This window comes from Azospirillum rugosum, assembly GCF_017876155.1.
Classification (GTDB): Bacteria; Pseudomonadota; Alphaproteobacteria; order Azospirillales; family Azospirillaceae; genus Azospirillum; species Azospirillum rugosum.
This window is the reverse complement of record NZ_JAGINP010000016.1, coordinates 46,734-71,838: the sequence shown is the minus strand read 5'-3', so window position 1 is coordinate 71,838 and position 25,105 is coordinate 46,734. Positions and strand designations below refer to the sequence as shown.

The window sequence follows — 25,105 nt, the reverse complement described above, 5'->3', positions numbered from 1 at the left end:
GTGAGGGTCGCGCAACGGAGAAGGCGCTGATCCTCGCCGGCACCCTCACCCGGCGCCTTCCGGCGCCACCCTCTCCCGGGGCGGGAGAGGGAATTTAGAACCCTTCCCGCATCTCCGGCAGGGTCGCGATCCGCACGCCCTTTGCCTCCAGCGTCTTCCGCAAATTCGTCGCCATCGCCACCGCGCTCGGCTCGTCGCCGTGGACGCAGACGGAATGGGCGGTGCAGGGAATGCGCTTGCCGGTGATAGACACGATCACGCCCTCCTCCAGCATACGCAGCACGTTGGTGGCCGCCACGTCCGGGTCGTGGATCATCGCGCCGGGCAGGGCGCGCGAGACGAGGTTGCCGTTGTCGTCGTAGGCGCGGTCGGCGAACACCTCCTCCGCGGTGGCGAGGCCCAGCCGGCGGCCGGCCTCCGCCATCTCCGAACCGGCGATGGCCAGGAAGATCAGCGACGGATCGACGCCCTTGATGGCGCGGCCGATGGCCATGGACATGGATTCGTCTACCGCCGCCATGTTGCTCAGCGCGCCGTGCGGCTTTACGTGGGTGACCCGGCCGCCGCAGGTCGCGGCGATGCCCATCAGCGCGCCGATCTGGTAGGCGACCATGGCCTCCAGCTCCGCCGCCGACAGGCGCATTTGGCGGCGCCCGAAGCCTTGCAGGTCGGGGAAGGCCGGATGCGCGCCCAGGCTGACCCCCATGGCCAGCGCGCTCTTCACCGTGCGCGTCATCACCAGCGGGTCGCCCGCGTGGTAGCCGCAGGCGACGTTGGCCGACGCGACGATGCCCAGCATCGACTCGTCGTCGCCCATGGCGTAGGCGCCGTACCCTTCACCCAGGTCGGCGTTCAGGTTGACCGTGATGGTCATGAGGATCCTCCCAAAAATCTTTCCCCGTAGGTTGGGTGGAGCGCAGCGAAACCCAACAGACCTCGCACGGCGAACGCTGTTGGGTTGCGGCTGACGCCTCCACCCAACCTACGAATCATCGGCGTTGCGCATGTCCACGACGCCGGACACGAGGTTTTCCGAATAGAGCGCGTCCAGGTCCACGCCGCCGGCCGGACGCACCGTGCGGATGGCGCGGATCCAGCCCGCGATGGCCTGCTCCTGCCGGCGGCGGATCGCCTCCGCCTCCTCCACGCTCACGGCGCGGAAGCTGAGAGGGTCGCCCGGCCGCAGGCGGCCGACGCGGGGCAGGTCGGCGGAGATCACCGTGGCGATCTTGGCATAGCCGCCGGCCGTCTGGTGGTCGTTCAGCAGCAGGATCGGCTGGCCGTTGCCCGGCACCTGGATCGACCCGGTCACCAGCCCGTCCGACGGGATGTCGGCCGTGCCCCTATGCGCCAGCGTCGGCCCCTCCAGCCGCAGGCCCATGCGGTCGGCGTCCTTGCCGACGCGGTAGGTGGCGGACAGGAAGGTTTCCACCGCCGCGGCGGTGAAGCGGTCGTCCTGCGGCCCCAGCACCACGCGCACCGGACCGCCGCCATACTCCGGAGGCTCCGGCAACCCGACATCGGCCCCGGCCGGTGCGGCGTTGCGACCCAGTGGAATCCGCGCGCCGTCGCCCAGCGGCTTGCCGCCCAGCGGACCGATGCCGGCCCGCACGTAGGTGGACAGGCTCCCCAGGAACGGCTCCAGCGCGAAGCCGCCGGCCACGGCCAGATAGGCGACCGACGCGCCGGTCACGGCCCCCAGCGCCAGCACGTCGCCACGCGCCAGCGTGTGCGTGCGGTACGGCTCCAACGCTGCGGGCGGCTCGCCCTCGCGCTCCAGCCGCAGGGCCATGGGGCCGACCACGGCGACGCGCACCGACTCGGCCTCGACCTTCAGCGCCGGGCCGAGCAGGGCGATCTCCACCCCCGCCGTTCCCGCCGGGTTGCCGACCAGCGCGTTGGCCAGCCGCAGGGCGATGGGGTCGAGCGCGCCGGCCACCGGCATGCCCAGCTCCTGATAGCCAACGCGGCCGAGATCCTGGATGGTGGCGAACAGGCCGGGCCGGACCACACGCAATTCGGGCGCGCTCATGCCGAAGCCCTCAACGTCTCCGGATCGAAACGGCCGGCGGCGACCTCCGCCGCCAGCGCGTCGTGGCGCGCGCGGTCCACCGCCTCGAACCGCACCCGGTCGCCGGCGGCCAGCAGGACGGGGGAGGGGCGGGTGCCGTCATAAAGGGGCACCGGGCAGTGCCCGATCAGGTGCCAGCCGCCGGGACTCTCCCACGGGTAGACGGTGGTCAGCCGCCCGGCCATGGCGACCGAGCCCGCCGGCACGCGCACCCGCGGCTCCGTCCGGCGCGGCCGTTCCAGTTCTGCGGGCAGATCGCCCATGTAGCCGAAGCCCGGCATGAAGCCCAGCATGTAGACGAAATACTCCGCCGCCCCGTGCAGCGCGGCCAGCCGCTCCGGCGTCAGGCCCAGCGCGGCGGAGACCTCCAGCAGGTCGGGGCCAAGCTCCGGGTCGTAGCAGACGGGCAGGCGCCACAGCGCACCCTCCGCCGCCGCCTCGTCGTCGGGAATGATCTGCGCCTCCACGGCGGCCTGGACCTCCCGGCGGCACGTCGCCGCCGGGTCGTAGACCACCTGGAGGGAGCGGAAGGTCGGCACCGTCTCCACAAGGCCCGGCACCGCCGCCCGCTTCAGGCGGGCGTGCAGAGCCATGACGCGGGCGTTGGTCGGCCGGTCGATGCCCTCGCCGAACTCGACGTTGAAGGCGGTGTCGCCGGCCGTCGTGAAACGCACAGTCACAAGCCTTTCCTCACCCGATCATCTTCGACGGCAGCCACGTCACCAGCCCCGGGAAGATCCACAGCAGGGCGACCATCAGCGCCATGACGAGAAAGAATGGGAACGCGGCCTTTCCGATGGTGAAGATGTCCTTGCCGGTCATCGGCTGCAAAACGAACAGGTTGAAGCCGACCGGCGGGGTGATCTGCGCCATCTCCACCACGATCACGATGTAGATGCCGAACCACAGCAGGTCGATGCCCGCCTTCTGCACCATCGGCATGATGACCGACGTGGTCAGCACCACCATGGAGATGCCGTCCAGGAAGCAGCCCATGATGATGAAGAAGATGGTCAGCACGACCAGCAGCGCCGCGGTGGACAGCTGCATGGAGGTGATCCACTCCGCCAGCAGACGCGGGATGCCGGTGTAGCCCATGGCGACGGTCAGGAAGGCCGCCCCCGCCAGGATGAAGCCGATCATGCAGGAGGTGTGAGCCGCCCCCAGCACGCTGTCGCGGAAGGTCGCCCAGCTCAGCGTGCCCGTCACCAGCGCCAGGATCAGGGAGCCCAGCACGCCCACGCCCGCGGCCTCCGTCGGCGTCGCGATGCCGACGTAGATGGAGCCGAGCACGGCGACGATCAGCAGAATCACCGGGATCAGCGACCCGGTGTCGCGGATCTTCTCCGCAAAGCTCTGCGGCGGTTCCGGCGGCGGCACGCGGCGGGGGTTCAACAGCGACCAGCCACCGACATAGGCCATGAACAGGCCGGTCAGCAGGATGCCGGGGATGACTCCGGCGATGAACAGCCGGGCGATGGAGACGTCGGCGGCGACACCGTAGACGATCATGATGATTGACGGGGGGATCAGCAGGCCCAGCGTGCCGGCGCCGGCCAGCGATCCCACGATCATCATCGGGTCATAACCGCGCCGGGTCAGCTCCGGGATGGTCATGCGCCCGATGGTGGCGGCCGTCGCGGCCGACGAGCCGGAGACGGCGGCGAAGATGGAGCAGCCGACGATGTTCACGTGCATCAGCCGGCCGGGCAGCCAGCCCATCCAGGGGGCTAGGCCCTTGAACATGTCGGACGAGATGCGCGTGCGGAACAGGATCTCGCCCATCCAGATGAACAGCGGCAGGGCGGTCAGCGTCCAGCTGGTGCTGGCCCCCCAGACGTTGGTCGCCATGACCAGCCCGATGGGGCGCGACGTGAACAGGGCCATGGCGACGAAGCCGACGCCGGCCAGCGCGAGTGCGACCCAGATGCCGGCGCCCAGCATCACGAACATCGTCACCATGACGATGATGGAGGCGGTTGACTGGTCCATGGCTCAGCCCTCGCTCTGCAGGCCGGCGCTCTGGTAGGACGCCTCGCGCCCCATCAGAACGGCGACAAGGTCGTCGAGCAGCGCCACGACGAGCACGACCAGCCCGGCGGTCATGGCCGCCTGCGGGATCCACAGCGGGATCGGCAGCACGCCCTGGCTCAGGTCGCCGAAATCGTAGGAATCGTAGGTCATGCGCACCCAGTAGAAGGCGAAATAGAGGCTGAGCGCGCTGGCGAAGCCCAGGCAGACCACCTCGAACACGCGCCGTGGGGCGCCGTGCAGGCGGTCCACCAGCACGCCGACGCGGATGTGCGCGCCGCGGCGCAGCGCCGGCCCCAGCATCAGGAAGAAGGACGCGGCCATGCAGTAGCCGGCCAGCTCGTCGGCCCCCGGCACCATGCGCCCGACCAGACGCGCGAACACCTGGCTGACGATCAGCACGCCGATCAGCACCAGGAACACCGCGCCCAGGAACTCGGCGGCGCGGTAAAGGAAGGACAATGCGGTGCGCATGGCGCAACCACCTCCGGAAATCGGGCGGGGAGTTGTTGTTGTGTGGGCCGATGCCCCCTCCCTAACCCTCCCCCGCTTCGCGGGAGAGGGGACTGCCGGTTCTTTCCCCTCCACCGCTGAAAGCGGGGGAGGGAGGGACCCGCGCGTAAGCGTGGGAGGGAGGGGGCCGCTGCCCTTACTTCTTATACGCCGCGATGATCGCCTCGCCGTCCGCGCCGGCGGCCTTCATCCACTCGTCGGTCATGGTCTTGCCGATGGCGGCGAAGCCGTCCTTGATGGCGGGCGTCGGGGCCAGCACCTTCATGCCGTTGTCGGCCAGCGTCTTGTTCAGGTCGGCGGTCTTCTTCTCCCACTCGGCCCAGCCCGTGGCCTCGGCCTTGGCGGCGGCGTCCTGGACGGCCTTCTGGGTGGCGGCGTCCAGGCCCTTCCAGACCTCGGCGCTGACGAAGACCATGTTGCGGGGCAGCCAGGCCTGGATGTCGTAATAGTCCTTCACGAAGTCCCAGGCCTTGGTGTCCACGCCGGTCGCGGCCGAGGTGATCATCGCGGTGACGATGCCGGTGCCGAAGGCCTGCGCGACCTCCGCGGCCTCGATCTTGGTCGGGACGGCGCCGGCCAGTTCGGCGATGCGGGTGGTGGCCGGGTTGTAGGCGCGGAACTTCTGGCCCTTCAGGTCGGCGACGGAGCTGATGTCCTCCTTCACGTACAGGCCCTGCGGCGGCCAGGGGATCGAGTAGAGCAGCTTCAGGCGCTGGCGCTCCAGCTTCTTCTCCAGATACGGCTTGGAGACCTGATAGAGCTTCTTCGACGAGGCGAAGTCGGTCGCCAGGAACGGCACCGAATCGAGGCCGTACAGCGGGTCCTCGTTCGCCCAGGAGCTGATCAGCACCTCGCCCAGCTGCGCCTGGCCGGACTGCACGGCGCGCTTGATCTCCGGATGCTTGATGAGGGAGCCGTTGGAATGGACGGTGATCTGGATCTTGCCGTTGGTGGCCGCCTTCACGTCGTCGGCGAACTGGCGCACCACGATGGTGTGCAGGTTCGTGTCGGGGTAGGGCGTCGGCATGTCCCAGGTCTCGGCGAAGGCCGCGACCGGGGTGGACAGGCCCAGGGCGACGGTCGCCCCGATAAGGGTGGAACGCAGGCTGATCGCGGTCATGTTGTGGGTGCCCCCCTGTTATGTGACCGTTTGGGTGTGGGTTCGATGATGTCGGGCCGATCTTCCGATGTCGCCGCCCCGCGCGCAAGGGGCCGCCGAATTACCCCGTATGCAGACGTACGCGAACCATGCGGCTTGACAGCGTACGGCGCTCAGGTATTTTCAGTTTTTGAAACCGGCGAGTTTCATTTTTTCTTCATCGGACATTCGAGGTATCCGGATCGATGCCCTTTGACGTGGCACCCGGCGACGCGGCGCCCGGCTGGCGCCTGAAGCGACGCGAAGCGATCCTCGCGGCCGCCTCGACCCTGTTCGCGCAGCGCAGCTACGCCGCGGTCCAGGTGGACGAGGTGGCGAAGCTGGCGGGGGTGGGGAAGGCGACGCTCTACCGCTATTTCCCGTCGAAGGAGGATTTGTACCTCGAATCGTTGGCCCGCGCACTCGATGAGTTGGAAGGCCGGATGTCGGCCCTGGCGCCGGTCGGCTCCGACCCGCGCAGCCGGCTGTGCGCCTGGGTGTCGGCGCTGATCGACATCTTCGGAGAACAGCTGCCCACGCTGAAGCTGCTGGGCGGCCACCAGTCCGACCTGGCGGAGCAGGGCCGCCGCCTGATCCGCCACCGCAACGCCCACATGGCTGCGGTCCTGCGGACGGTGCTGGAGGACGGGATCGCCGCCGGCCAGTTCCGCGCGCTCGACACCGACATCACGCCGATGCTGATCATCGGCATGGTGCGCGGCGGCGTCATGGGGCTGGGCGAGCGCCCGCGCGAGCGGCTGGAGCGCGCCGTCCTCGACTTCGTGACCGCAGGCACCACCATAACAGACGCCACCACCGTGGCCAGGGCCGAAGCCTTGGCTGATCAAGGCCACCGCGCCGGGAGTTCGACGTGACGAGACGCATAGTGTTTCCGGTCCTGCTGGTGGCCGCGCTGGCCGGCGGCGGGTACTGGTACAGCCTGAAGACCGGCGGGGCGGAGGTTGCCAAGGCCGCTGCCCCGGCCAGCGCCCCACGCGCGGTGCCCGTGGTGGTGAAGCCGGTGGAGGTTCGCGCGGTCCCGGAACGGCTCGGCACCATTGGATCGGTCCAACCTCTGGCGGCGATCGCCATCAAGGCGCGCGTCGACACGGTGGTGGACACCGTCCACTTCACCGAAGGGCAGGAGGTGAAGGCCGGCGACCTGCTGTTCTCGCTCGACGCCCGCGCGCTCGACGCCCAGCTCCGCCAGGCCCAGGCCAACCTGGAACGCGACAAGGCCAACCTGGAGAAGGCGCGCGGCGACGTGCGGCGCTACAGCGAGTTGGTGCGCTCCAACGCCATCTCGCGCCAGCAGCTCGACGCCGCCACCGCCACGGCGGACGCGCTGGAAGGCACGGTGAAGGCCGACAACGCGGCAATCGAGGCGGCGCGGGTCGCGCTGTCCTTCACCCGCATCACCGCGCCGATGGACGGCCGCACCGGCGCCGTCAACGCCAAGGCCGGCACCATGGTGCGCGCGGCCGACGCCACGCCGCTGGTCACCCTGACCCAGCTGCGGCCGATCACCGTCGCCTTCAACGTGCCGGAGCGCCACCTGCCGACCATCCGCAAGGCGATGGAGACGGGCAAGCTGCCGGTCACCGCCGGCATCCCCGGCGACAGCCGCGCGCCGGAGGAAGGCGTCCTGTCCTTCGTGGACAGCCAGGTGGACCAGCAGTCCGGCACCATCCTGGTGAAGGGCCAGTTCCCCAACACCGACACCCGCCTGTGGCCCGGCCAGTTCGTGGACGTCGTGCTGACCCTGCGCGTCGAGCCGCAGGCCCTGACCCTGCCCGACGAGTCGGTGCAGACCGGCCAGCAGGGCCGCTTCGTCTACGTCGTGAAGGGGGACGAGACCGTGGAGGTCCGCCCGGTGACCGTGTCGCGCAGCCAGGACGGCCTCGCCGTCATCGCCAACGGCCTCCAGGCCGGAGAGCGGGTGGTGGTCGACGGCCAATCCCGCCTCTTCCCCGGCGCCAAGGTCAGCGCCCGCGGCCCCGAGAAGACCGACGAGAAGAAGAAGAGCGACCTCGCCCCCGCGTCCCCCGGAGGTGCATCGTGACGCGCGGAGCCGCCTGACATGACCACCCGTGGGAGCCTGCCGCTGCCGGAGCTTGAGGCGCTGGATCTGGTGACCGAGGACGGGCGCCCGGTCGTGGAGTCGGTCGAACTGTTGCCGTCCCGCGAGGTGTCCATCGCTCCGCTCGCCTTCGGCGACCGCGACTTCTCCGCCCGCCCGGTGTTCGAGCGACCCTACGAGGGCGCCTGGAGGGAGGAGCGCTACAGGGTGGACCCGGTGCGCCTCTACCGCCTGCGCGGCGCGGCGGTCCATTCGGACTGCGGCATCGTCATGGTGAAGGCGTTCCGGCGCGACTCCGACGAGGGCTGGTTCCTCCTCCTGGACGAGACGCTCCAGTACCTCGTGCCCAAGGAGCATGGCATCGAGTTCCACACCGACAGCGGCCTCATTTCCTTGCAGACCAACGGGAAAAGCCGGCTGCCGGGGCGCGCCGTGCATCTTCTGGCCGGCGGCGGGTCGCGCAATTACTACCACTGGACCATGGACGTCGTGTCGCGGCTTTCCGTGCTGCCCGACGCCTGCTTCGACGACCTGTTCCTGGTGCCGCCGTTGCCGCAGCCCTACCACTGGGACATGCTGGCCTCCGTGGCCGGCGACCGTGCGATGCGGGTCCAGGCGGTCCCGAACTGCGAAACAGTCGAGTTGGACGAGCTGATCCTCATCCCCAACATCGGGGAGTTCGGGGCGCGCCCGCGCCCGGAGCAGCTGTCCGTCTTCGGCCGCGTGCTGTCCGGCGTACCCACCCGGCCGCCGCACCGCCGCCTCTACGTCACCCGCCGGAACGCGGAAAACCGCAAGCTGGTGAACGAGGAGGCGATCATCGGCCTGCTGGCGGCCGCCGGCTACGAGATCCTGGACACCGACGGCATGCCGCTGCGGGAGCAGGCCCAGCGCTTCGCCGAGGCGACCCACATCGTCGCCGCCCACGGGGCCGGGCTGACGAACCTGGTCTACTGCGATCCGTCCGTTTCCGTCTGCGAACTCCAGATGGATCTGTACCTGAACTGGCTGTTCCGGCGCATCGCGAACCTGCGCGGCGCGCGGTACGGCTGCGTCGTCGGCGAGACCCTGGGCGACTGGGAACCGTTGCGGCCACACAACAAACCTTGGCACGTGTCGTTCGATCGCGTGAAATCCACGCTGGCAGGGGCGGGTTTCCTTTGAGAGGTGCGTCGTGAGCATTTCGGAGCTTTGCATCCGCCGTCCGGTGATGACCATCCTGCTGACGGCGGCGCTCGTGCTGGGGGGCCTCGCGGCCTACCGCCAGCTGCCGGTCGCCGCACTGCCGCGGGTGGATTTCCCGGTCATCAACGTCTCCGCCACGCTGCCCGGCGCCAGCCCGGAAACCATGGCCGCGTCGGTGGCCAGCCCGCTGGAGCGCGAGTTCTCCACCATCGCCGGCATCGACACGCTGACCTCCACCTCCAGCCTCGGCAACACCTCGATCACCATCCAGTTCGTGCTGGAACGGGACATCGACGCCGCCGCCCAGGACGTGCAGGCGGCCATCGCCCGCACCCAGCGCCGCCTGCCGGCGGAGATGACGACCCCGCCCAGCTACCGCAAGGTCAACCCGGCCGACGCGCCGATCCTGCTGCTGTCGCTCAGTTCCCCGACGCTGCCGCTGTCGCAGCTGAACGACTTCGCGGAAACGGCGGTGCAGCCGAAGGTCGCCACCCTGCCGGGCATCGCGCAGGTGCAGATCTACGGCTCGCAGAAATACGCGGTCCGCGTCCAGGTCGACCCCAACGCCCTGTCGGTGCGCGGCATCGGCATCGACGAGCTGCAAAAGGCGCTGGCCGCCGCCAACGCCAACACGCCGGTCGGCACCCTGTCCGGCGAGAAGCAGCAGCTGGTCATCGCCGCCAACCCGCAGCTGCCCAACGCCGCGGCCTTCCGCGACCTGATCATCGCTTGGCGCAACGGCGCGCCGGTGCGGCTGGGCGACGTCGGCGCCGTGCTGGACAGCGTGGAGAACGTCCGCACCGCCAGCTGGCACAACGGCACGCGCGCCATCGTGCTGGCCGTCCAGCGCCAGCCCGACGCCAACACGGTGGAGGTGGTGGACCGGGTGAGGGCCCTGCTGCCGACCTTCCGCGCCCAGCTGCCGCCCAGCGCCAAGGTGGAGGTGATGAACGACCGTTCCACCTCGATCCGCCAGGCGGTGGAGGACGTGCAGTTCACGCTCGGCCTGACCATTGCGCTGGTCGTGATGGTGATCTTCCTGTTCCTGCGCCGCCTGTCGGCGACCCTGATCCCGGCGCTGACCGTGCCCATCTCGCTGATCGCCACGGCCGGCGGCATGCATGTGATGGGCTTCTCGATCGACAACATCTCGCTGATGGCGCTGACGCTGGCGGTGGGCCTCGTGGTCGACGACGCCATCGTGATGATGGAGAACATCGTCCGCTACGTCGAAGAGGGCATGCGCCCCTACGAGGCGGCCATCAAGGGATCGCGCGAGATCGGCTTCACCATCGTGTCGATCACGCTGTCGCTGGTGGCGGTCTTCATCCCCATCCTGATGATGGGCGGCGTGGTCGGCCGCGTGTTCCACGAATTCGCGCTTGTGGTGACCATGTCCATCGCCGCGTCGGCCTTCGTGGCGCTGACGCTGACGCCGATGATGTGCTCCCGCATGCTGACGCACGAGCCGCACGGCGCGAAGGAGGGCCCGTTCGGCCGCATCCTGGAAGGCGGCTTCGACGCCCTGCTGCGGGGTTACGGCTCGACCCTGCGGCTGGCGCTGAAATACCGGCCGATCATGGGCATCGTCATGATCGGGACGGTGATCGGCTCCGCCATCCTGTTCCAGGCCATCCCGAAGGGATTCTTCCCGACGGAGGACATCGGCCAGATCCAGGTGACGACGGAGGCCGCCCCCGACATCTCCTTCCCGGCGATGGCGGAGCGGCAGCAGAAGGCCGCCGCGATCATCAAGGCCCACCCGGCGGTGGAGGACGTCACCTCCTCCGTCGCGATCGGCGGCAACTCCATCAATTCCGGCCGCATGTTCGTCGTGCTGAAGCCGCGCGAGGAGCGCCCCGGCGCCGGCGAGGTGATCCAGCAGCTGCGCCGCCAGCTGGCCGGCATCCCCGGCATGGCGGTCTTCATGCAGCCGGTGCAGAACCTGCGCATCGGCGGCCGCCAGTCGAAAAGCCTCTACCAGTACACCATCCAGGGCCTGGACCTGGACGAGCTGTACCAGTGGTCGGGCCGGCTGGAACGCGCGCTGCACGACATCCCGATCCTGCAGGACGTGACCAGCGACCTCCAGCTCAACAGCCCGCAGGCCTACGTGCATGTGGACCGCGAGAAGGCGGCGACGCTGGGCATCGGCGTGGACCAGGTGCGCTCCACCCTCTACAGCGCCTTCGGCCAGCGCCAGGTGTCCACCATCTACACGCCCAGCAACGACTACCAGGTGCTGATCGAACTGGCGCCGAAGTACCAGGTGGGCGACGACGCCCTGTCGCGCATCTACGTCCGCTCCACCACCGGCAAGCTGGTGCCGCTGGACGCCTTCGCCAGCGTGCGGCGCACCGCGGGGCCGCTGACGGTCAACCACCAGGGCCAGCTTCCGGCGGTGACGCTGTCCTTCAACCTCGCCCCCGGCGCCGCGCTGGGCGACGCGGTGGCCGCGATCCGCACCGTGGAGCAGGAGATGGCGCTGCCCCCGACCATCACCACCGGCTTCGCCGGCACCGCCCAGGTCTTCCAGGACGCCCAGGCGGGCCAGGGCCTGCTGCTGCTGGCCGCGGTGCTGGTGATCTACATCGTGCTGGGCGTCCTCTACGAAAGCTTCATACACCCGCTGACCATCCTGTCGGGCCTGCCCTCGGCGGCCATCGGCGCGCTCGCCACGCTGATGGTGTTCGGGCAGGAACTCAGCATGATCGCGATCATCGGCATCCTGATGCTGATCGGCATCGTGAAGAAGAACGCGATCATGATGATCGACTTCGCGGTGGATGCGCAGCGCAACCAGGGCATGACCGCGCGCGAGGCGATCGAGCAGGCCTGCCTGCTGCGCTTCCGCCCGATCATGATGACGACCATGGCCGCGGTCATGGGCACCCTGCCCATCGCCATCGCTCACGGCGCCGCGGCGGAACTGCGCCAGCCGCTGGGCCTCGCCGTGGTCGGCGGCCTGTGCGTGTCGCAGATCCTGACGCTCTACATCACGCCGGTCCTCTACCTCTACATGGACAGCGCCGGCAACGCCGTCGCCCGCCTGCTGAAGCGCCGCCCCGCGGTGGCCCCCGACGCCGGCCATCCCGTGCCGGGCGGGGAGTAGGGGAACCCTACGCCTTCGGTCCCATGGGCATCTCCCCCGTCAGGCGCGGGCGGACGTCGCGGTCGAAGCATGTCAGGGCGGCACCGATGGCCTGATCCATGTCGAGGTAGCGGTAGCTTCCCAGGCGACCGCCGAAGATCACCCGCTCCTCCCGCCGGGCCAGATCGCGATAAGCGTCGTACAGGGCCCGGTCGCGGGGCGTGCCGATGGGGTAGTAGGGCTCGTCCCCGCGGCCGGCGCCGCGCGAATATTCGCGCATGACCACGGTCGCCGGCCGGAGGTCGCGCTCAGGTTGATGGGGAGGGAAAAGACGCGCCCCCGGCGCCGGGTGAAGACCCTGTGGCGGTAGTTGTTGAAGCGGGAGAAGCGGCTGACATACCCTCACACCTCTGCGTTGGAGGTGTGGAAGACGTGCGTTCCGTAAAGGTGCTGCTCGATCCCGGTGCCGGGGTGGGGCCGGGAAAAGCTGTTGCCGCCGGCGTGCGTGCGCCGGTCGAGCAGCAGGACCGGACGATCCAGGACCATCGCCACGCGTTCGGCGATAGTGGCGCCGAAAAAGCCGGCGCCGACGATCACGATGGGAAAGCCGCTCCAGTCCACGCCCCAAATTCCCGTTCGACATTCCCGATGCTGGGGGATTCCCGGCGTGATACCCTGCCGGACAGATCGTTCACGGTGAAGGTGAAACGTGCGGCTTGGTATCTTCACATTGTATCATAAGGATCCGGTGATCCCACTCGATAACGGGCCGTTCTACGCTCTTCACATGCAGCGCGCGCCCTCCGTCGCCTGTCCGCGCCTGCCGGTGGAGCGTCCCGAGCATATTCTGGAACGCGCGTCCTATTGCGAGATTCGCGGACACCATTACGTCTGGAAGAACCTGCTGCACCGGTTCGATTATGTCGGGTTCCAGCATTACCGCCGGGTGATGATCTGGCCGACCGGGAACTTCACCAACCCTGACCCGGTGCTGCGGCAGCTTCACGCCGAAACGGTGCGCTATTCGTCCTTCCAGGCGCTGACCATCGACCGCGAAAGCTTCCTGTCCTGCCTGCGCGCCCTGAACGCGCTGACCAGTGGGGAGGTGGAGCGGCTGCGCGCGGTCGCGGGCGCCCACGACGCCATCCTGCCCTACCGCACGGGGCGCAACGTGCCCCCAGATGAACATTATGCCGGCGCCCATGTGCGGGAGCATTTCGACGTCCTGATGGAGGAGATGCTGAAGGAACCGTTCTTCGCGCGCCTCCGCCCGCTGACGCCGTTCCAGCAGTACTGGGACTATTTCGGCAACCTGTTCGTCCTGCGGGCGGAACTGTTCGACGACTACATGTCGATGTCGATGCCGGTCCTGGAGCGCGTCGCGGCCCGCATCGTGATCCCGGACGATCCTTACCAGTCCCGCGCCATGGGCTTCCTGGCCGAGCGGCTGTTCACCTTCTACATGTACGGCCTGGAACTGACCTGCGACACACTGCGCGTGCGCCACACGTCCTTCGCCTTGTCCGAGGACACGAACGTGTGACGCGGTGTCATTCCGCCGCCACACCGTGCGCCACGGCGTCCGGATCCTTGCGGCCGAACCAGCGCTTGAAACGCCGTGAAACGGCGTCGAGGTAGGTCAGGATCACGGGGACTACCAGCAGGGTCAGCAGGGTGGAGCTGATCAGCCCGCCGATCACCGCGTGGGCCATGGGTGCCCGCTGCTGCGCGCCTTCCCCGAGGCCGAGCGCCAGCGGGATCATGCCGAAGATCATCGCCATGGTGGTCATGACGATGGGGCGCAGGCGGATCACGCCGGCCTCGACGACCGCATCGCGCAACTCCACGCCGCGGGCGCGGGCCTGGTTGGCGAAGTCCACCAGCAGAATGGCGTTCTTGGTCACCAGCCCCATCAGCATGATGAAGCCGATGGCGCTGAAAATGTTCAGGGTGGACCCCGCGACCAGCAGGCCCAGGAACACGCCGACCAGCGACAGCGGCAGGGAGACCATGATGGCCACGGGCTGGAGGAAGCTGCCGAACTGGGAGGCCAGGATCAGGTAGATCAGGATCACCGCCAGCAGCAGCGCCTGCGCGGCGTAGCCGGTCGTCTCCGCGATGTCCTTGGTGGAACCGCCGAAGACGATGCGGTAGCCGGGCGGCAGCTTGATGTCGGCAATGGCCGCCTGAAGCTCCTTTCCGGCGTCGCCGGCCGCGCGGCCCTGGACGTTGGCGGCGACGTTGACCTCCCGTGACAGGTCGCGGCGGTTGATCTGGGAGGCGCCGAGCGTGGTGGAGACGCGGCTGACCTGCGACAGCGGCACCATGCGCGGCATGCCGTTGTCGTCGTTCGTGCCGGTCAGGTAGATGCGGTCCAGGTCGGCCCGGCCGACCCGGTCGCCCTCCGGCAGGCGGACCAGCACGTCGTAGCTCTCGCCGTCCGGCGCCTTCCAGGTCGACACGGTGTCGCCGGCGAAGAGGGGGCGCAGCGTGTTGGCGACCTGCGCGGTGCCGACGCCCAGATCGCTGGCGATCTCCCGCTCCAGCCGGACGGACAGGGTCGGCTTGGCCGCTTTCAGGCTGCTGTCCACGTCCACGAAGCCGGGAATGCGGCCCATGGCGGCGGTCACCTGCTGGGCGATGCGGTCCAGCTCCGCGATGTCGCGGCCCTGGACGGACACCTGGATCTGCTTCTGCACGCCGCCCACGCCGGGGATGCCAATGCCGACGCTGATGCCGGGGATGGCCGCCAGCCGCTCGCGGATCGCCGGGGCGAGGTCGTTGGGGGAGCGCTTGCGCTGGTCGATCGGCACCAGCCGGACGTAGATACTGCCGCGGTTCTTGCCGACGGCGGCGCCGGTGTTGACCGTTCCGTAGGTGTAGGCGACCTCCGGAAACTCGCGGATCGCCGCTTCCGCCTGCCGCAGCTTGGCCGCGGTGTAGTCGAGGGAGGAGCCGACCGGTGTCTCCACGTCCACGACCGACTCGCCCAGATCCGCGGCCGGCACGAACTCGACGCCGATGCGCGGCACCAGGAAGAAGCTGCCGACGAAGATGGCAAAAGCCATCAGCAGCACCAGCCAGCGCCAGCGCAGCGCCCAGCCCAGCAGCCGGCCATAGACCCGCGCGATGGCGTCGAAGCCGCGCTGGAAGCCGCCGGCAAAGCGGCCGAACAGGCCGCGCCCGTGCCGCCCGTGCGCCGCCGGGTCGTACCACAGGCTCGACAGCATCGGATCCAGCGTGAAGGACACGAACAGGGAGATCAGGACCGCTGCGGAAACGGTGATGCCGAACTGCAGGAAGAAGCGCCCGATGATGCCGCCCATGAAGGCGACGGGCAGGAAGACGGCCACGATGGTCAGCGTGGTGGCCAGAACCGCCAGCCCGATCTCCTTGGTACCGTCCAGCGCCGCCTGTCGGTGCCCCTGGCCCTTGCCCAGGTGGCGCATGATGTTCTCGCGCACCACGATGGCGTCGTCGATCAGGATGCCGATCGCCAGCGACAGCGCCATCAGCGTCATGACGTTCAGCGTGAAGCCGAAGGCCGCCAGCACCCCGAAGGTGCCCATGACTGCCACCGGCAGCGTCAGCGCGGTGATCACGGTGCTGCGCCAGGATCCCAGGAAGATCATGACGATGAAGACGGTCAGCACGCCGCCCTCGACCAGCGTCCGCTGCACGTTGCTGAGCGAGTTGGTGATCCCGCGCGAGGTGTCGCGGACCACCTCCAGCGCCACGTCGCTGGGCAGGGAGCCGTCGCGGCGCAACTCGTCGAGCGCCTTGTACAGGCCGCGGGCGACCTCCACCGTGTTGGAGCCCTGAATCTTGACCACGTCCACGGCCAGCGCCGGTGCGCCGTTGAAGAGGGCGACGGACTCCTGCTCCTCCTGCCCGTCCAGCACCTCGGCCACCTGGCGCAGCCGGACCGGCTCGCCGCCGCGCCGCGCCACGATCAGGTCGAGAAGCTGGCGCGGGTCGATCACCCGCCCGTCCACCTGGACCACGCGCTCCGCCCCGCCGCCCGACACGGTGCCGGCGGGCAGGTCCTGGTTCTCGTCCTTGATCGCCTTGATGACCTGGTCGACGCCGACGTTCAGCGCCTCCAGCCGCTCCGGCCGCAGCCGCACCTGGATCTGCCGCTTGACGCCGCCGGCGATGGTCGCCCGGCCGACGCCGCGCACGTTCTGCAACCGTTTCAGCACGATCTGGTCGGTCATCGTCGTCAGGTCGCGCAGCGTGCGGATGTCCGACTTGACCGCGATCGACAGGATGGGCTGATCGTCCGGGTTGAAGCGGGTGATCTGTGGGTCCTTCACCTCGTCCCGGAAGGACGGGCGGAGCGCCGAGACCTTCTCGCGCACGTCCTGGAGCGCCTGGGTGGAGGCGGTCTTCAGGTCGAATTCGGCGATCACCACCGACCGGCTCTCGTAGGAGCGGGAGGTCAGCGTCTTGATGCCGGCGATGGTGTTGACCGCGTCCTCGATGGGGCGGGTGACGTCCGTCTCCACCGACTCCGGGCTGGCGCCGGGATATTCGGTCGAGACGACGACCAGCGGGAAGTCGACGTCGGGAAACTGGTCGACGCCCAGCCGCTGGTAGGAGAACAGGCCCAGCACCATCAGCGCCACCATCATCATGGTGGCGAAGACGGGGTTGTCGACGCTGATGCGGGTGATGGGCATCGGCCCCCTCAATCTTTAAAAAACTTCAGCTCCCCACGACCTTCACCGCCCGCCCGGCGGCAAGGCCGGGCAGCGGGGCGGTCACCACCACGTCGCCCTCCGCGAGTCCGTCAACCTGCACGAGGTCGCCGCGCGACCAGGTCCCCAGGACCTGCACCTTGCGGCGCTCCACACGGTCCTTGGCGACGACCAGGGCGAAGTCGCCCTCGGCGTCGTGGCGCACGGCGGCGGGGGGCAGGGCGAAGGCGCGGTCGGCCTGGGCGACCACCGCGTCGCCGGCCGCGAACATGCCGCCGCGCAAACTGCCGTCGGCGTTGTCGAGGCTGACATAGACCGGGATGGCGCGGGTGCCGGCGCGGGCCATGGGGTTGATGCGCGCGATCTCCCCCACGAATTCCCGCGCGCCGAAGCCCTCGACGCGCAGCCGCACGGTCTGGCCGGGCTTCAGCCGGGCCACGTCGTCGGCCGGCACGGTCGCCTCGACCTCCACGCGGCTGAGGTCCACGACCGAGAACATCTTGGCGTTGACCGCCAGCGTCTCGCCGGGGTTGATCGCGCGCTCCGCCACGGTGCCGTCGATCGGGCTGAGTACGGTGGCGTCGCGCAGCGCCTTGCGGCTCAGCTCCACCTGCGCCTCCAGCGCCGACACGGCGGCCTGCTGGAACCGGAAGGTGCTCTGCGCCTGGTCCATGTTGGTCTCGGACACGATGTCCTTCTGCCGCAGGGCGAAATTCTTCGCCCGCGTCTTCTCGGCCAGCACCAGCTGCGCCTTGGCGCCTTCCAGGTTGCTCAGCTTCTCGTTCAGCTTGGCGGTCAGCTCCACGGTGTCGAAGCGGGCGAGCACCTGCCCCTTGCGCACCGCCTGCCCCTCGCGCACCGGCACCTCGACCAGCCGCGCCGCGACCTCCGACTTCACGAGCGACTGTTCCAGCGGCTGCACCGACCCGCTGACCCGGACGGTCTCCACGAGGGTACGCGGCGCGGCGCGGGTGATCTCGACCGCCGCCAGTTCGACCGGCCGCTCCGCCGGCAGCGGGACATGGGTCGGCACGGCCGCGGCCTCGCCGGCGGTGTGGGCCTTCCAGGCTGCCCCGCCCGCCGCCAACGTGGCGACGATCAGCACCGGCAGAGCCAAGCGGCGCAGCCAGCTGCGGCGCGGGCCCACGGGGTGGTCCCCCCTGGATTGATCGAGAGTGCCGGGGTTGGCGTCAATCATGGCGCTGTGCGTCCTTGGGTGCGGCCCTCAGCCCGTGCAGGATGAGGTCGAGGTAGGCGTCGATGTAGGGTTCGCCGGCGGCGTGGGCCGGGTCGGGCTCGTAGGGCCGCAGGGAGCGGTTCCACAGTGACAGCATCGTCAGCGGGGCCGCCGCGACGCGGGCCATCTGCTCCACGTCCATCGGGCGGAACTCTCCCCGGTCGATGCCGCGATGGAGGATGCGCGCGAAGAAGCGGCGGCCGCGCAGCACGACTTCCTCCATGTAGAAGCGGGCGATGTCGGGGAAGTTGCCGGCCTCCGCGATCACCAGCTTCGACAGGCCGGCGTTGGGGCTCTGCTCCATCTCCCAGAACTTGTGGGCCAGGAAGCGGAGGAACTCCTCGCTGCTGCCGGTGAAGCTGTCCAGCATCTCTTCCCCCATGCGGAACTGGGGCAAGATCGATTCGCGGACGACGGCTTTGAACAGCCCTTCCTTGTTCTCGAAATAGAGGTAGGGCAGGCCGACGCTGACCCCGGCCTTGCGGGCGACATCCTCCAGCTTCGTCGCGGCGTATCCGCGCGACATGAACAGGTCGCGCGCGGCCTCGATGACCTCGGCCGGGCGGGCTTCCTTGCGGCGGGATCGGCGTGTGGCGGACGGCGGGGCGGCGTCGGGCATGTCGGCTCAGAACTAAATGAACACTCATTCAATAAGCATCGACCGTATAGACGTCAAGGCTTTGTCAGCCTTTTTCCGCCCAAACGCCACGCGCGGAAGGCGTGACAAAACAGCGCGTTTCCCGTGGACGGGCTTCGGCAAATCCGGCTACGCCGTTCGCCAGGGAAGACGGAAAGTGGATGAACGGCTTTTGCGGCGAATCCATTCCATACGGAGATGAAAAAAGCTAAATGCCGTCGAATCCGGCCATTACACCCGCGTTGATGCTTGACAGCGGCCTTCTATACATCGCAAAGAGGGGGTAACGCCTTCGACTTTGCGCCACCAGCACGGACCCTTCCTTGTGGCTTATCGAGACCTCAAAGCGGCCCGTGCCGCCGGTGTTGCCCTGATTGTCGCCATCGGTCTGGCGGGCTGCGCCTCGAACGCTCCGGAAACCGCGACGACCCCCATTGCACCGGTGGAGGTGGCGGCCAATCCCATCGACCCGAATGATCCGCTGGCCCCCTGGGTGCCGCACATCCGCGAGGCGTCGGAACGGTTCGACGTGCCGGAGAAGTGGATCCGCGCGGTGATGATGCGGGAGAGCGGCGGGCGCTCCGTCGTCAATGGGCGCACCATCACCAGCTCGGCCGGCGCCATCGGCCTGATGCAGGTGATGCCGGGCACCTACGATATGATGCGCTGGCAGTACGGGCTGGGTGCGGACCCGTCGAACCCGCGGGACAACATCCTGGCTGGCACCGCCTACCTGCGCGAGATGTACGACCTGTTCGGCGCGCCGGGGTTCCTGGCGGCCTACAACTGCGGCCCGGCCTGCTATGCGGCGGTCCTTGCCAAGAAGCAGAAGCTGCCGCGCGAGACCAAGATGTATCTGGCGGCGCTGACGCCGGTGCTCCGGGGCGTCGAACCGCGCACGGCCTCGCAGTCGGCGGGCGCCACCGCCATCGAGGTGGCCGTCGTTCCGGCAACCGCGCCGCAGCCCGCTCCGCAGCCAACCCCCAGCGTGGTGGTCGCGGAGGCACCCAAGCCGGAGCCGCGGCTTGAGCCGGGCACGCCGGCCCCCGCCGCTCCCTCCGTGGCGGTCGCCGCTCTGGAACCGCCTCCGCCGCGCTCGGTCGAGCCGAAGGGGCGGTCCAGCGCCAAGCCCGTCCTGGAGTTCGTCGCCGCCGCCGATCGCAGCAGTTCAGCGAATGCGCGGGCCGTCGCGGCCAAGCCCGGGGAGCATTCCGTCGAGACGATGGTCGCCGAAGCGCTCCTGCCGCCGAACGCCGCTGCCAAGGGGGAGCGGGTGGTCATCCGCTTCGTGTCCCAGCGCAGCGGTGGTTGCGGCAGCCTGGAAGGCAAGGACCGTGTCTGCGTGGCGCTGGCCGGTGGCGGCGCGGCCGGGCTGTAAAAAGGCGGACAACGCCTGACCTCCCACCTCTGAACCCACGGCCATGGACCTTCCCCCCACGCTGCGCCGCGCGGTGGACCGCGCGCTGGATGGCATCGCGCTGTCCGATCTGAAGCGCGCCGCGGACCGGCTCTCGCAGCGGTACCGGGCGGAGGTGCGGGATGGGCGCTTCCACCTGTCGGACGACTTGGCCGCGCGGGCCTATCTGGCGACCCGGCTGCCGGCCACCTACGCCGCGGTGCGCGCCAGCATGGGCGCAGTGGCGGAGGTGCGGCCGGACTTTGCGCCGGTGACGGGGCTGGATGTCGGGGCGGGGCCGGGGACGGCGCTGTGGGCGGCGGCGGACTGCTGGGCGAGCCTGGACGATGTCCTTCTGGTCGAGGGAAGCCCGGCGATCCGCGCGGTGGGCGAGGCGCTGGCGCGGGAGGCGGCGCCGGCCCGGATCGAGTGGCGGGCGGGCGACGTGGCCTCGGCCCTGCCGGAGGGGGAGCCGCGCGATCTGGTCACGCTGGCCTATGTCCTGGACGAGCTGTCGGAGGAGGCGCGGGACCGGCTGGTCGACCGGCTGTGGGCGCTGACCGCGGACACGCTGCTAATCGTGGAGCCGGGCACCCCGGCGGGGTGGGGCCGCATCCTGCGGGCGCGGCGGCGGCTGGCGGAGGCCGGCGCCCACATCCTGGCGCCTTGCGTCCACAGCGCGGCCTGCCCGCTGGCGGCGCCGGACTGGTGCCATTTCTCCCGCCGGGTGGCGCGGTCCCGGCTGCACCGGCTGGCCAAGGGGGCCGAGGTGCCGTGGGAGGACGAGAAGTACGCCTATGTGGCCGCCTCCCGCCATCCCGGGGCCCGGTCGGAGGCCCGGATCATCGCCCCGCCCTGGTCGGCCGGGAACGGCCGCATCGGCTTCAAGCTCTGCGGCCGGGACGGCGGCGCGTCGGAGCGGGTGCTGGGCAAGCGCGACGGCGCGCTCTTCAAGGCTGCGCGCCGGCTGGACTGGGGCGACGCGCTGGTGGCCCCGGATGAAACGCTATGAAACACCGTGCGACGTGTTTTCGCGTGATGTTTCATCCGCCGCCGGCCGGGCGACGATGGGTGTGATCCTATAGGAAAGTGGTCCTTTTCGCAATTCACATCTGCGCGTTGGCGGGCTTCAGCACCCAGGCGGTGGTAGGGGGCAGCGCCGCGCCGGGCGGTAGGACGGCGCCGGTCAGCAGGTCGCGCATCGGGCCGGCGAAGCGGGGCGGGTTGGCCGGCTCCGCGCCGAAGTTCAGCACGACGGTGACCGGCTCCGGGCCGGGACGGCGGTAGGCCAGGACAGTGTCGGGGCTGGCGGTGTCCAGCCACTCCAGCGCCGGTCCCTGCAAGGCGGGTTCGCTGCGGCGGAGTTCGGTCAGGCGGGTGTAGACGGGGCGCAGGCCCTGCGGGTCGTCCCAGGCGATCGGCTTCGGCTCGCCATAGGGCTCGTAGGCGGCGCCGACCTCGTCGCCGGTGTAGAGCCCGGGGATGCCGGGCAGGGTCATCAGCAGGGCGGCGGCGACCTTCGTGCGGGCCAGACCGTGGCGCGTGATGAAGCGGGCGCCCGTGTCGTTGTTGTTGAGGAAGCGGAAGACCGGCGTGCCGGGCGCCGAGGCTGACAGCGCCGCGCGCAGGCGGGCGGCGGTGGGCGCGCCGTTGTCGAAGGCGCCATTGTCGAAGGCGCCGTCGCCAAAGGCATCCTGCCACGCCCATTGCCCGAGCTGGTCGGTCCAGTCGTAGGCGGCGTCGAAGCCGTTCTCCACATACCAGGGATCGCGGGCCGAGGCCTCGGCCAACAGCAGAAGGTCGGGGTTGATGCGGCGCAGCTCCGCGCGGAGGCTCGGCCAGAACTCCGGCGCGCGCTCCTTCACCGCCCAACTGGCGTCCACCCGGAACCCGTCGATGCCCAAATCGCGCACCCAATGGGCGAAGGCCGCGGTCATGTAGCGCCGCACCTCTAGGTTGTCGTAGTTGAGATTCTTCAGGTTGGTCCAGGTGAAGTAGCTGGACACGGCCCCGTCCGGCTTGCGGTCGAAGAAGCGGTAATAGGGCGAGGCCGGGCCGTGCGCCGCGGCGTCGGCGTGGTAGGGGTGATGCTCGTCGAGATGGTTGGGGACGAAGTCCATCAGCACGCGCAGGCCGCGAGCGTGGGCAGCGGCGACCAGCGCCTTCAGGTCGTCCTCGCGGCCGAAACGGGCGCGGACGCGGAAATGGTCGGTCACCGCATAGCCGAAATCGAGCCCCGGCGCCTCCGTCAGCGGCGACAGCCACAGGGCGGTTGCGCCCAGCGCGGCGATGTCGTCCAGGCGCGCGGTGACGTCGGCGAGGCCGCGCGGGCCGAACAGGTGCGGGACGACGCCGTAGACGACCGCCCCGGCCATCCAGGAGGGGCGGTGGCGCTGCGGGTCGATGGCTTCCGCGCGGCCGTTGCGGACCCGGAACAAGGCCGTGCTCTCGTCGGTCCGGCCGAGCGCGTCGGTCACCCGCAGCGTGACGCGGTAGTCGCCGTCGGCCGGCGGCGTGGGCAGGGTCAGGCGCTTTTCGGTGCTGGGCAATGACGGGAGCGGTGCCGGATTGCCGGGCGCGGCACGCCATTCCGCCTTCGCAATGACGCTTGGGTGGCCTTCGGCGGGCTCGCTGCGGCCGGCGTCGAGGATCAGGCCGTCGGCGGTGGCGACGGCGCGCACCCAGGCCTTCGGCCCGTCGGGAAGCCGGACCGTCCAGCGCTGCGCGTCGGTGGCCGAGGGGCGGCCATCGCGCAGGCAGACGGCGCGGAGATCGTTGGCGCCCGACGCCAGTGGAACCGTCGCGATGAAGCGCGTGCCGTCGACCTCCGCCACTGCGGAGCCGAGCGGCGAGTCGACCTCCACGCGGTCGCAGGCGCCCGGCGCGACGGTGCCCTCCACGGTCTTGCGGAAGGTCCAGGCCTCCCCGCCATCGTTGCCGAAGGCCAGGGGGCCGTCCGCCAGGGCGAGACCGGCCAAGGGCAGGGAAGGCAGGGTGGAGAGCGCGATGGCCAGGAGGAGGCGGGCCAGGAGAAGGCGGGCCAGGAGGAGGCGGAGAAATGCGGTCATCGTCCGGCGGTCCGCTGGTGAAGGGGCGCCGGCAGGGTGGGGGGTTATGGTTAATGAAAGGTTTTTGCGTGGAAGGCGGGGCGACCGTGTTGAAGGGGGGCGACCTGTCGAGCGGTGCGGTGTCGCGACGCTCGACAGGTCCGGACCGTCCGGGGCATTCTGCGCCGGCGATCAATGAAGGTTGGGAGGAACGAATGTCTGATCAGGAACTCCGGCAGCGTCCGAAGCTGGCGCCGGGCGTGGTCACGGGGGCGGATTACCTGGCCCTGCTGGACGCCTGCCGGACCGGCGGCTATGCCCTGCCGGCGGTGAACGTGATCGGCACCAACAGCATCAACGCGGTGCTGGAAGCGGCCGCCCGCAACAAGTCGGATGTGATCATCCAACTGTCCAACGGCGGCGCGCGCTTCTTCGCCGGCGAGGGATGCCCGGACGCCCACACCGCCCGCGTCCTCGGCGCCGTCTCCGCCGCGCAGCACGTCCATCTGCTCGCCGAGGCCTACGGCGTCTGCGTCATCATGCACACCGACCACGCCGACCGGTCCCTGCTGCCCTGGGTGAACGGCATGATCGACCACGGCGAGGCCTTCATGGCCCGCACCGGCAAGCCGCTCTTCTCCTCCCACATGATCGACCTGTCGGCGGAGCCGCTGGAGACCAACATCGCCGAATGCGCCAAGGTGCTGAAACGGCTGGCTCCGCTGGGAATGAGCCTGGAGATCGAGCTGGGCGTGACCGGCGGCGAGGAGGACGGCATCGGCCATGACCTGGAGGAATCGGCGGACAACGCGCACCTCTACACCCAGCCGGAGGACGTGCTGCGCGCCTGGGACGCGCTGTCGCCCATCGGCCACGTGACCATCGCGGCGTCCTTCGGCAACGTCCACGGCGTCTACGCGCCGGGCAACGTGAAGCTGCGTCCGGAAATCCTGAAGGCCTCGCAAGAGGCGGTCGCGGTACGGACGGGCGGCGACAAGCCGCTCAGCCTCGTCTTCCACGGCGGGTCCGGGTCGGAGAAGGACAAGATCCGCGACGCGGTGTCCTACGGCGTGTTCAAGATGAACATCGACACGGACACCCAGTTCGCCTTCGCCTCGGCCATCGGCGGCTATGTGAACGCGAACCCCGTCGCCTTCACGCACCAGATCGACCCGGCGACCGGCGCCCCGCAGAAGAAGCTCTACGATCCCCGCAAGTGGCTGCGGGTCGGCGAGAAGGGCGTCGCCGCCCGCCTGGACGAGGCGTTTGCGGATCTTGGGTCGGCGGGGCGCAGTTTGGCGGGGTGAGGATCGACGCCGACGGTTTGCTCTGTCCCCTCTCCCGACCCGGGAGAGGGTGGCCCGAAGGGCCGGGTGAGGGTAAGGCCGAGGATCGATCGCTGATGCTTGGATGGACCCTCACCCTTCCCGCGCTCGTGCGCGGGCCCCTTCCCTCTCCCGGGACGGGAGAGGGATTTTGCGCAAGACGATGTCCCCCATGACCATGCTGCGGCTGTTCACCATCGCCGTCATGGCGATCATCCTCGTCCCGAGCGGCGCTCACCTCTTCGAGTTGCCGGCCAAGATCGGGATGGAGCGGGAGCCCTATTTCGTGGTCCAGGGCGTTTACGCCGGCTGGGCCCTGTTCGGCGTTCCGATCATCGTTGCGGTTTTCGCGAACGGTGCCCTGGCGGTTCTGGAGCGTCGCCGTGATCGCGCGGCTGCGCGCTGGGCCGGGGTGGCGGCCCTGTTGGTTCTCCTGAGCCTTGTCGTGTTCTTCGCCTGGATTTTCCCGGCCAACCAGGAAACCGCGAACTGGACCCGGCAGCCGGAGAACTGGGAGGCGCTGCGCCGCCGATGGGAATGGGCGCACGCGGCGAACGCGCTGATCGTGTTCGGCGCGTTCCTGGCGACGTGCATGGCGGTGGTTCGGCGGTAGCTGTGGTCTGTTGGGTTGCGCTGCGCTTCACCCAACCTACG

The 25,105-nt window shown here is 69.5% G+C and carries 21 protein-coding genes; 9 read left to right on the top strand and 12 right to left on the bottom strand.

Features of this window, described 5'->3' with window-relative positions; genetic code table 11:
• Nucleotides 1-94 precede the first annotated feature (94 nt).
• The 6 genes from J2851_RS21060 to J2851_RS21035 form a co-directional block, all read right to left on the bottom strand.
• On the bottom strand, nt 95-874 hold the full coding sequence (locus J2851_RS21060; protein WP_209768661.1) for a LamB/YcsF family protein: 780 nt from the start codon (nt 872-874) through the stop codon (nt 95-97).
• 108 nt (nt 875-982) lie between these two features.
• Nucleotides 983-2,032 carry a 5-oxoprolinase subunit C family protein gene (locus tag J2851_RS21055; protein ID WP_209768660.1) on the bottom strand — a complete coding sequence of 350 codons (1,050 nt, stop codon included), beginning with the start codon at nt 2,030-2,032 and terminating at the stop codon, nt 983-985.
• Nucleotides 2,029-2,751 (bottom strand): 5-oxoprolinase subunit PxpB, encoded by a 723-nt coding sequence (gene pxpB, locus J2851_RS21050; RefSeq protein ID WP_209768659.1) that lies wholly within the window; start codon nt 2,749-2,751, stop codon nt 2,029-2,031. Before pxpB ends, J2851_RS21055 begins: the two co-directional genes overlap by 4 nt.
• Before the next feature lie 10 nt (nt 2,752-2,761).
• Complete coding sequence (locus tag J2851_RS21045; protein ID WP_209768658.1) at nt 2,762-4,063, bottom strand: TRAP transporter large permease; 1,302 nt, start codon at nt 4,061-4,063, stop codon at nt 2,762-2,764.
• Between the two features lie 3 nt (nt 4,064-4,066).
• Nucleotides 4,067-4,576: a TRAP transporter small permease gene (locus J2851_RS21040; protein WP_209768657.1), complete on the bottom strand. Its 510-nt coding sequence runs from the start codon at nt 4,574-4,576 to the stop codon at nt 4,067-4,069.
• 175 nt (nt 4,577-4,751) lie between these two features.
• On the bottom strand, nt 4,752-5,735 hold the full coding sequence (locus J2851_RS21035) for a TRAP transporter substrate-binding protein (protein WP_209768656.1): 984 nt from the start codon (nt 5,733-5,735) through the stop codon (nt 4,752-4,754).
• Nucleotides 5,736-5,959: 224 nt separating this feature from the next.
• Between J2851_RS21035 and J2851_RS21030 the strand changes: the two genes are divergently transcribed.
• The 4 genes from J2851_RS21030 to J2851_RS21015 are packed head-to-tail and all read left to right on the top strand — an operon-like array spanning nt 5,960 to nt 12,130.
• A complete protein-coding gene (locus J2851_RS21030; protein ID WP_209768655.1) occupies nt 5,960-6,628 on the top strand; it encodes a TetR/AcrR family transcriptional regulator in 669 nt (222 codons plus the stop codon).
• Nucleotides 6,625-7,815 carry an efflux RND transporter periplasmic adaptor subunit gene (locus J2851_RS21025; RefSeq protein WP_209768654.1) on the top strand — a complete coding sequence of 397 codons (1,191 nt, stop codon included), beginning with the start codon at nt 6,625-6,627 and terminating at the stop codon, nt 7,813-7,815. The genes J2851_RS21030 and J2851_RS21025 overlap by 4 nt, the downstream gene beginning before the upstream one ends.
• A gap of 18 nt (nt 7,816-7,833) precedes the next feature.
• Nucleotides 7,834-8,997, top strand: a complete 1,164-nt coding sequence (locus J2851_RS21020; protein ID WP_209768653.1) for a glycosyltransferase family 61 protein — start codon at nt 7,834-7,836, stop codon at nt 8,995-8,997.
• 10 nt (nt 8,998-9,007) lie between these two features.
• Entirely contained in the window at nt 9,008-12,130 is a 3,123-nt protein-coding gene (locus J2851_RS21015; RefSeq protein ID WP_209768652.1) for an efflux RND transporter permease subunit, read from the top strand.
• 7 nt (nt 12,131-12,137) lie between these two features.
• Here the strand turns inward: J2851_RS21015 and J2851_RS21010 are convergent, their stop codons facing one another.
• Together J2851_RS21010 and J2851_RS21005 are read right to left on the bottom strand one after the other, a co-directional pair.
• Nucleotides 12,138-12,395, bottom strand: a complete 258-nt coding sequence (locus J2851_RS21010) for a UDP-galactopyranose mutase (protein WP_307420377.1) — start codon at nt 12,393-12,395, stop codon at nt 12,138-12,140.
• Nucleotides 12,396-12,511: 116 nt separating this feature from the next.
• Nucleotides 12,512-12,730, bottom strand: coding sequence for an NAD(P)-binding protein (locus J2851_RS21005; RefSeq protein WP_209768650.1), 219 nt, complete (start codon nt 12,728-12,730; stop codon nt 12,512-12,514).
• Nucleotides 12,731-12,857: 127 nt separating this feature from the next.
• Here J2851_RS21005 and J2851_RS21000 point away from each other — a divergent pair, with 127 nt between their 5' ends.
• A complete protein-coding gene (locus J2851_RS21000) occupies nt 12,858-13,652 on the top strand; it encodes a DUF4422 domain-containing protein (protein ID WP_209768649.1) in 795 nt (264 codons plus the stop codon).
• 7 nt (nt 13,653-13,659) lie between these two features.
• On the opposite strand, the gene J2851_RS20995 is transcribed toward J2851_RS21000, so the two are convergent.
• Genes J2851_RS20995 through J2851_RS20985 form a run of 3 tightly spaced genes read right to left on the bottom strand, consistent with a single transcriptional unit; the run spans nt 13,660 to nt 18,665 of the window.
• A complete protein-coding gene (locus J2851_RS20995; protein WP_209768648.1) occupies nt 13,660-16,791 on the bottom strand; it encodes an efflux RND transporter permease subunit in 3,132 nt (1,043 codons plus the stop codon).
• Nucleotides 16,792-16,816: 25 nt separating this feature from the next.
• A complete protein-coding gene (locus J2851_RS20990) occupies nt 16,817-18,007 on the bottom strand; it encodes an efflux RND transporter periplasmic adaptor subunit (RefSeq protein WP_209768647.1) in 1,191 nt (396 codons plus the stop codon).
• Complete coding sequence (locus J2851_RS20985; protein WP_209768646.1) at nt 18,000-18,665, bottom strand: TetR/AcrR family transcriptional regulator; 666 nt, start codon at nt 18,663-18,665, stop codon at nt 18,000-18,002. The genes J2851_RS20990 and J2851_RS20985 overlap by 8 nt, the downstream gene beginning before the upstream one ends.
• A 343-nt stretch (nt 18,666-19,008) precedes the next feature.
• Here J2851_RS20985 and J2851_RS20980 point away from each other — a divergent pair, with 343 nt between their 5' ends.
• A complete protein-coding gene (locus J2851_RS20980) occupies nt 19,009-20,061 on the top strand; it encodes a lytic transglycosylase domain-containing protein (RefSeq protein WP_209768645.1) in 1,053 nt (350 codons plus the stop codon).
• A gap of 43 nt (nt 20,062-20,104) precedes the next feature.
• On the top strand, nt 20,105-21,091 hold the full coding sequence (locus J2851_RS20975) for a small ribosomal subunit Rsm22 family protein (RefSeq protein ID WP_209768644.1): 987 nt from the start codon (nt 20,105-20,107) through the stop codon (nt 21,089-21,091).
• Nucleotides 21,092-21,185: 94 nt separating this feature from the next.
• Here the strand turns inward: J2851_RS20975 and J2851_RS20970 are convergent, their stop codons facing one another.
• Nucleotides 21,186-23,147 (bottom strand): alpha-amylase family glycosyl hydrolase, encoded by a 1,962-nt coding sequence (locus J2851_RS20970; RefSeq protein ID WP_209768643.1) that lies wholly within the window; start codon nt 23,145-23,147, stop codon nt 21,186-21,188.
• 194 nt (nt 23,148-23,341) lie between these two features.
• On the opposite strand from J2851_RS20970, the gene fbaA reads away from it, so the two are divergent.
• Both fbaA and J2851_RS20960 read left to right on the top strand, forming a co-directional pair.
• The gene (gene fbaA / locus J2851_RS20965) at nt 23,342-24,433 is read left to right on the top strand and encodes a class II fructose-bisphosphate aldolase (RefSeq protein WP_209768642.1); all 1,092 of its coding nucleotides are present in this window, start codon (nt 23,342-23,344) and stop codon (nt 24,431-24,433) included.
• A gap of 190 nt (nt 24,434-24,623) precedes the next feature.
• Complete coding sequence (locus J2851_RS20960) at nt 24,624-25,064, top strand: anthrone oxygenase family protein (RefSeq protein WP_209768641.1); 441 nt, start codon at nt 24,624-24,626, stop codon at nt 25,062-25,064.
• Nucleotides 25,065-25,105 lie beyond the last annotated feature (41 nt).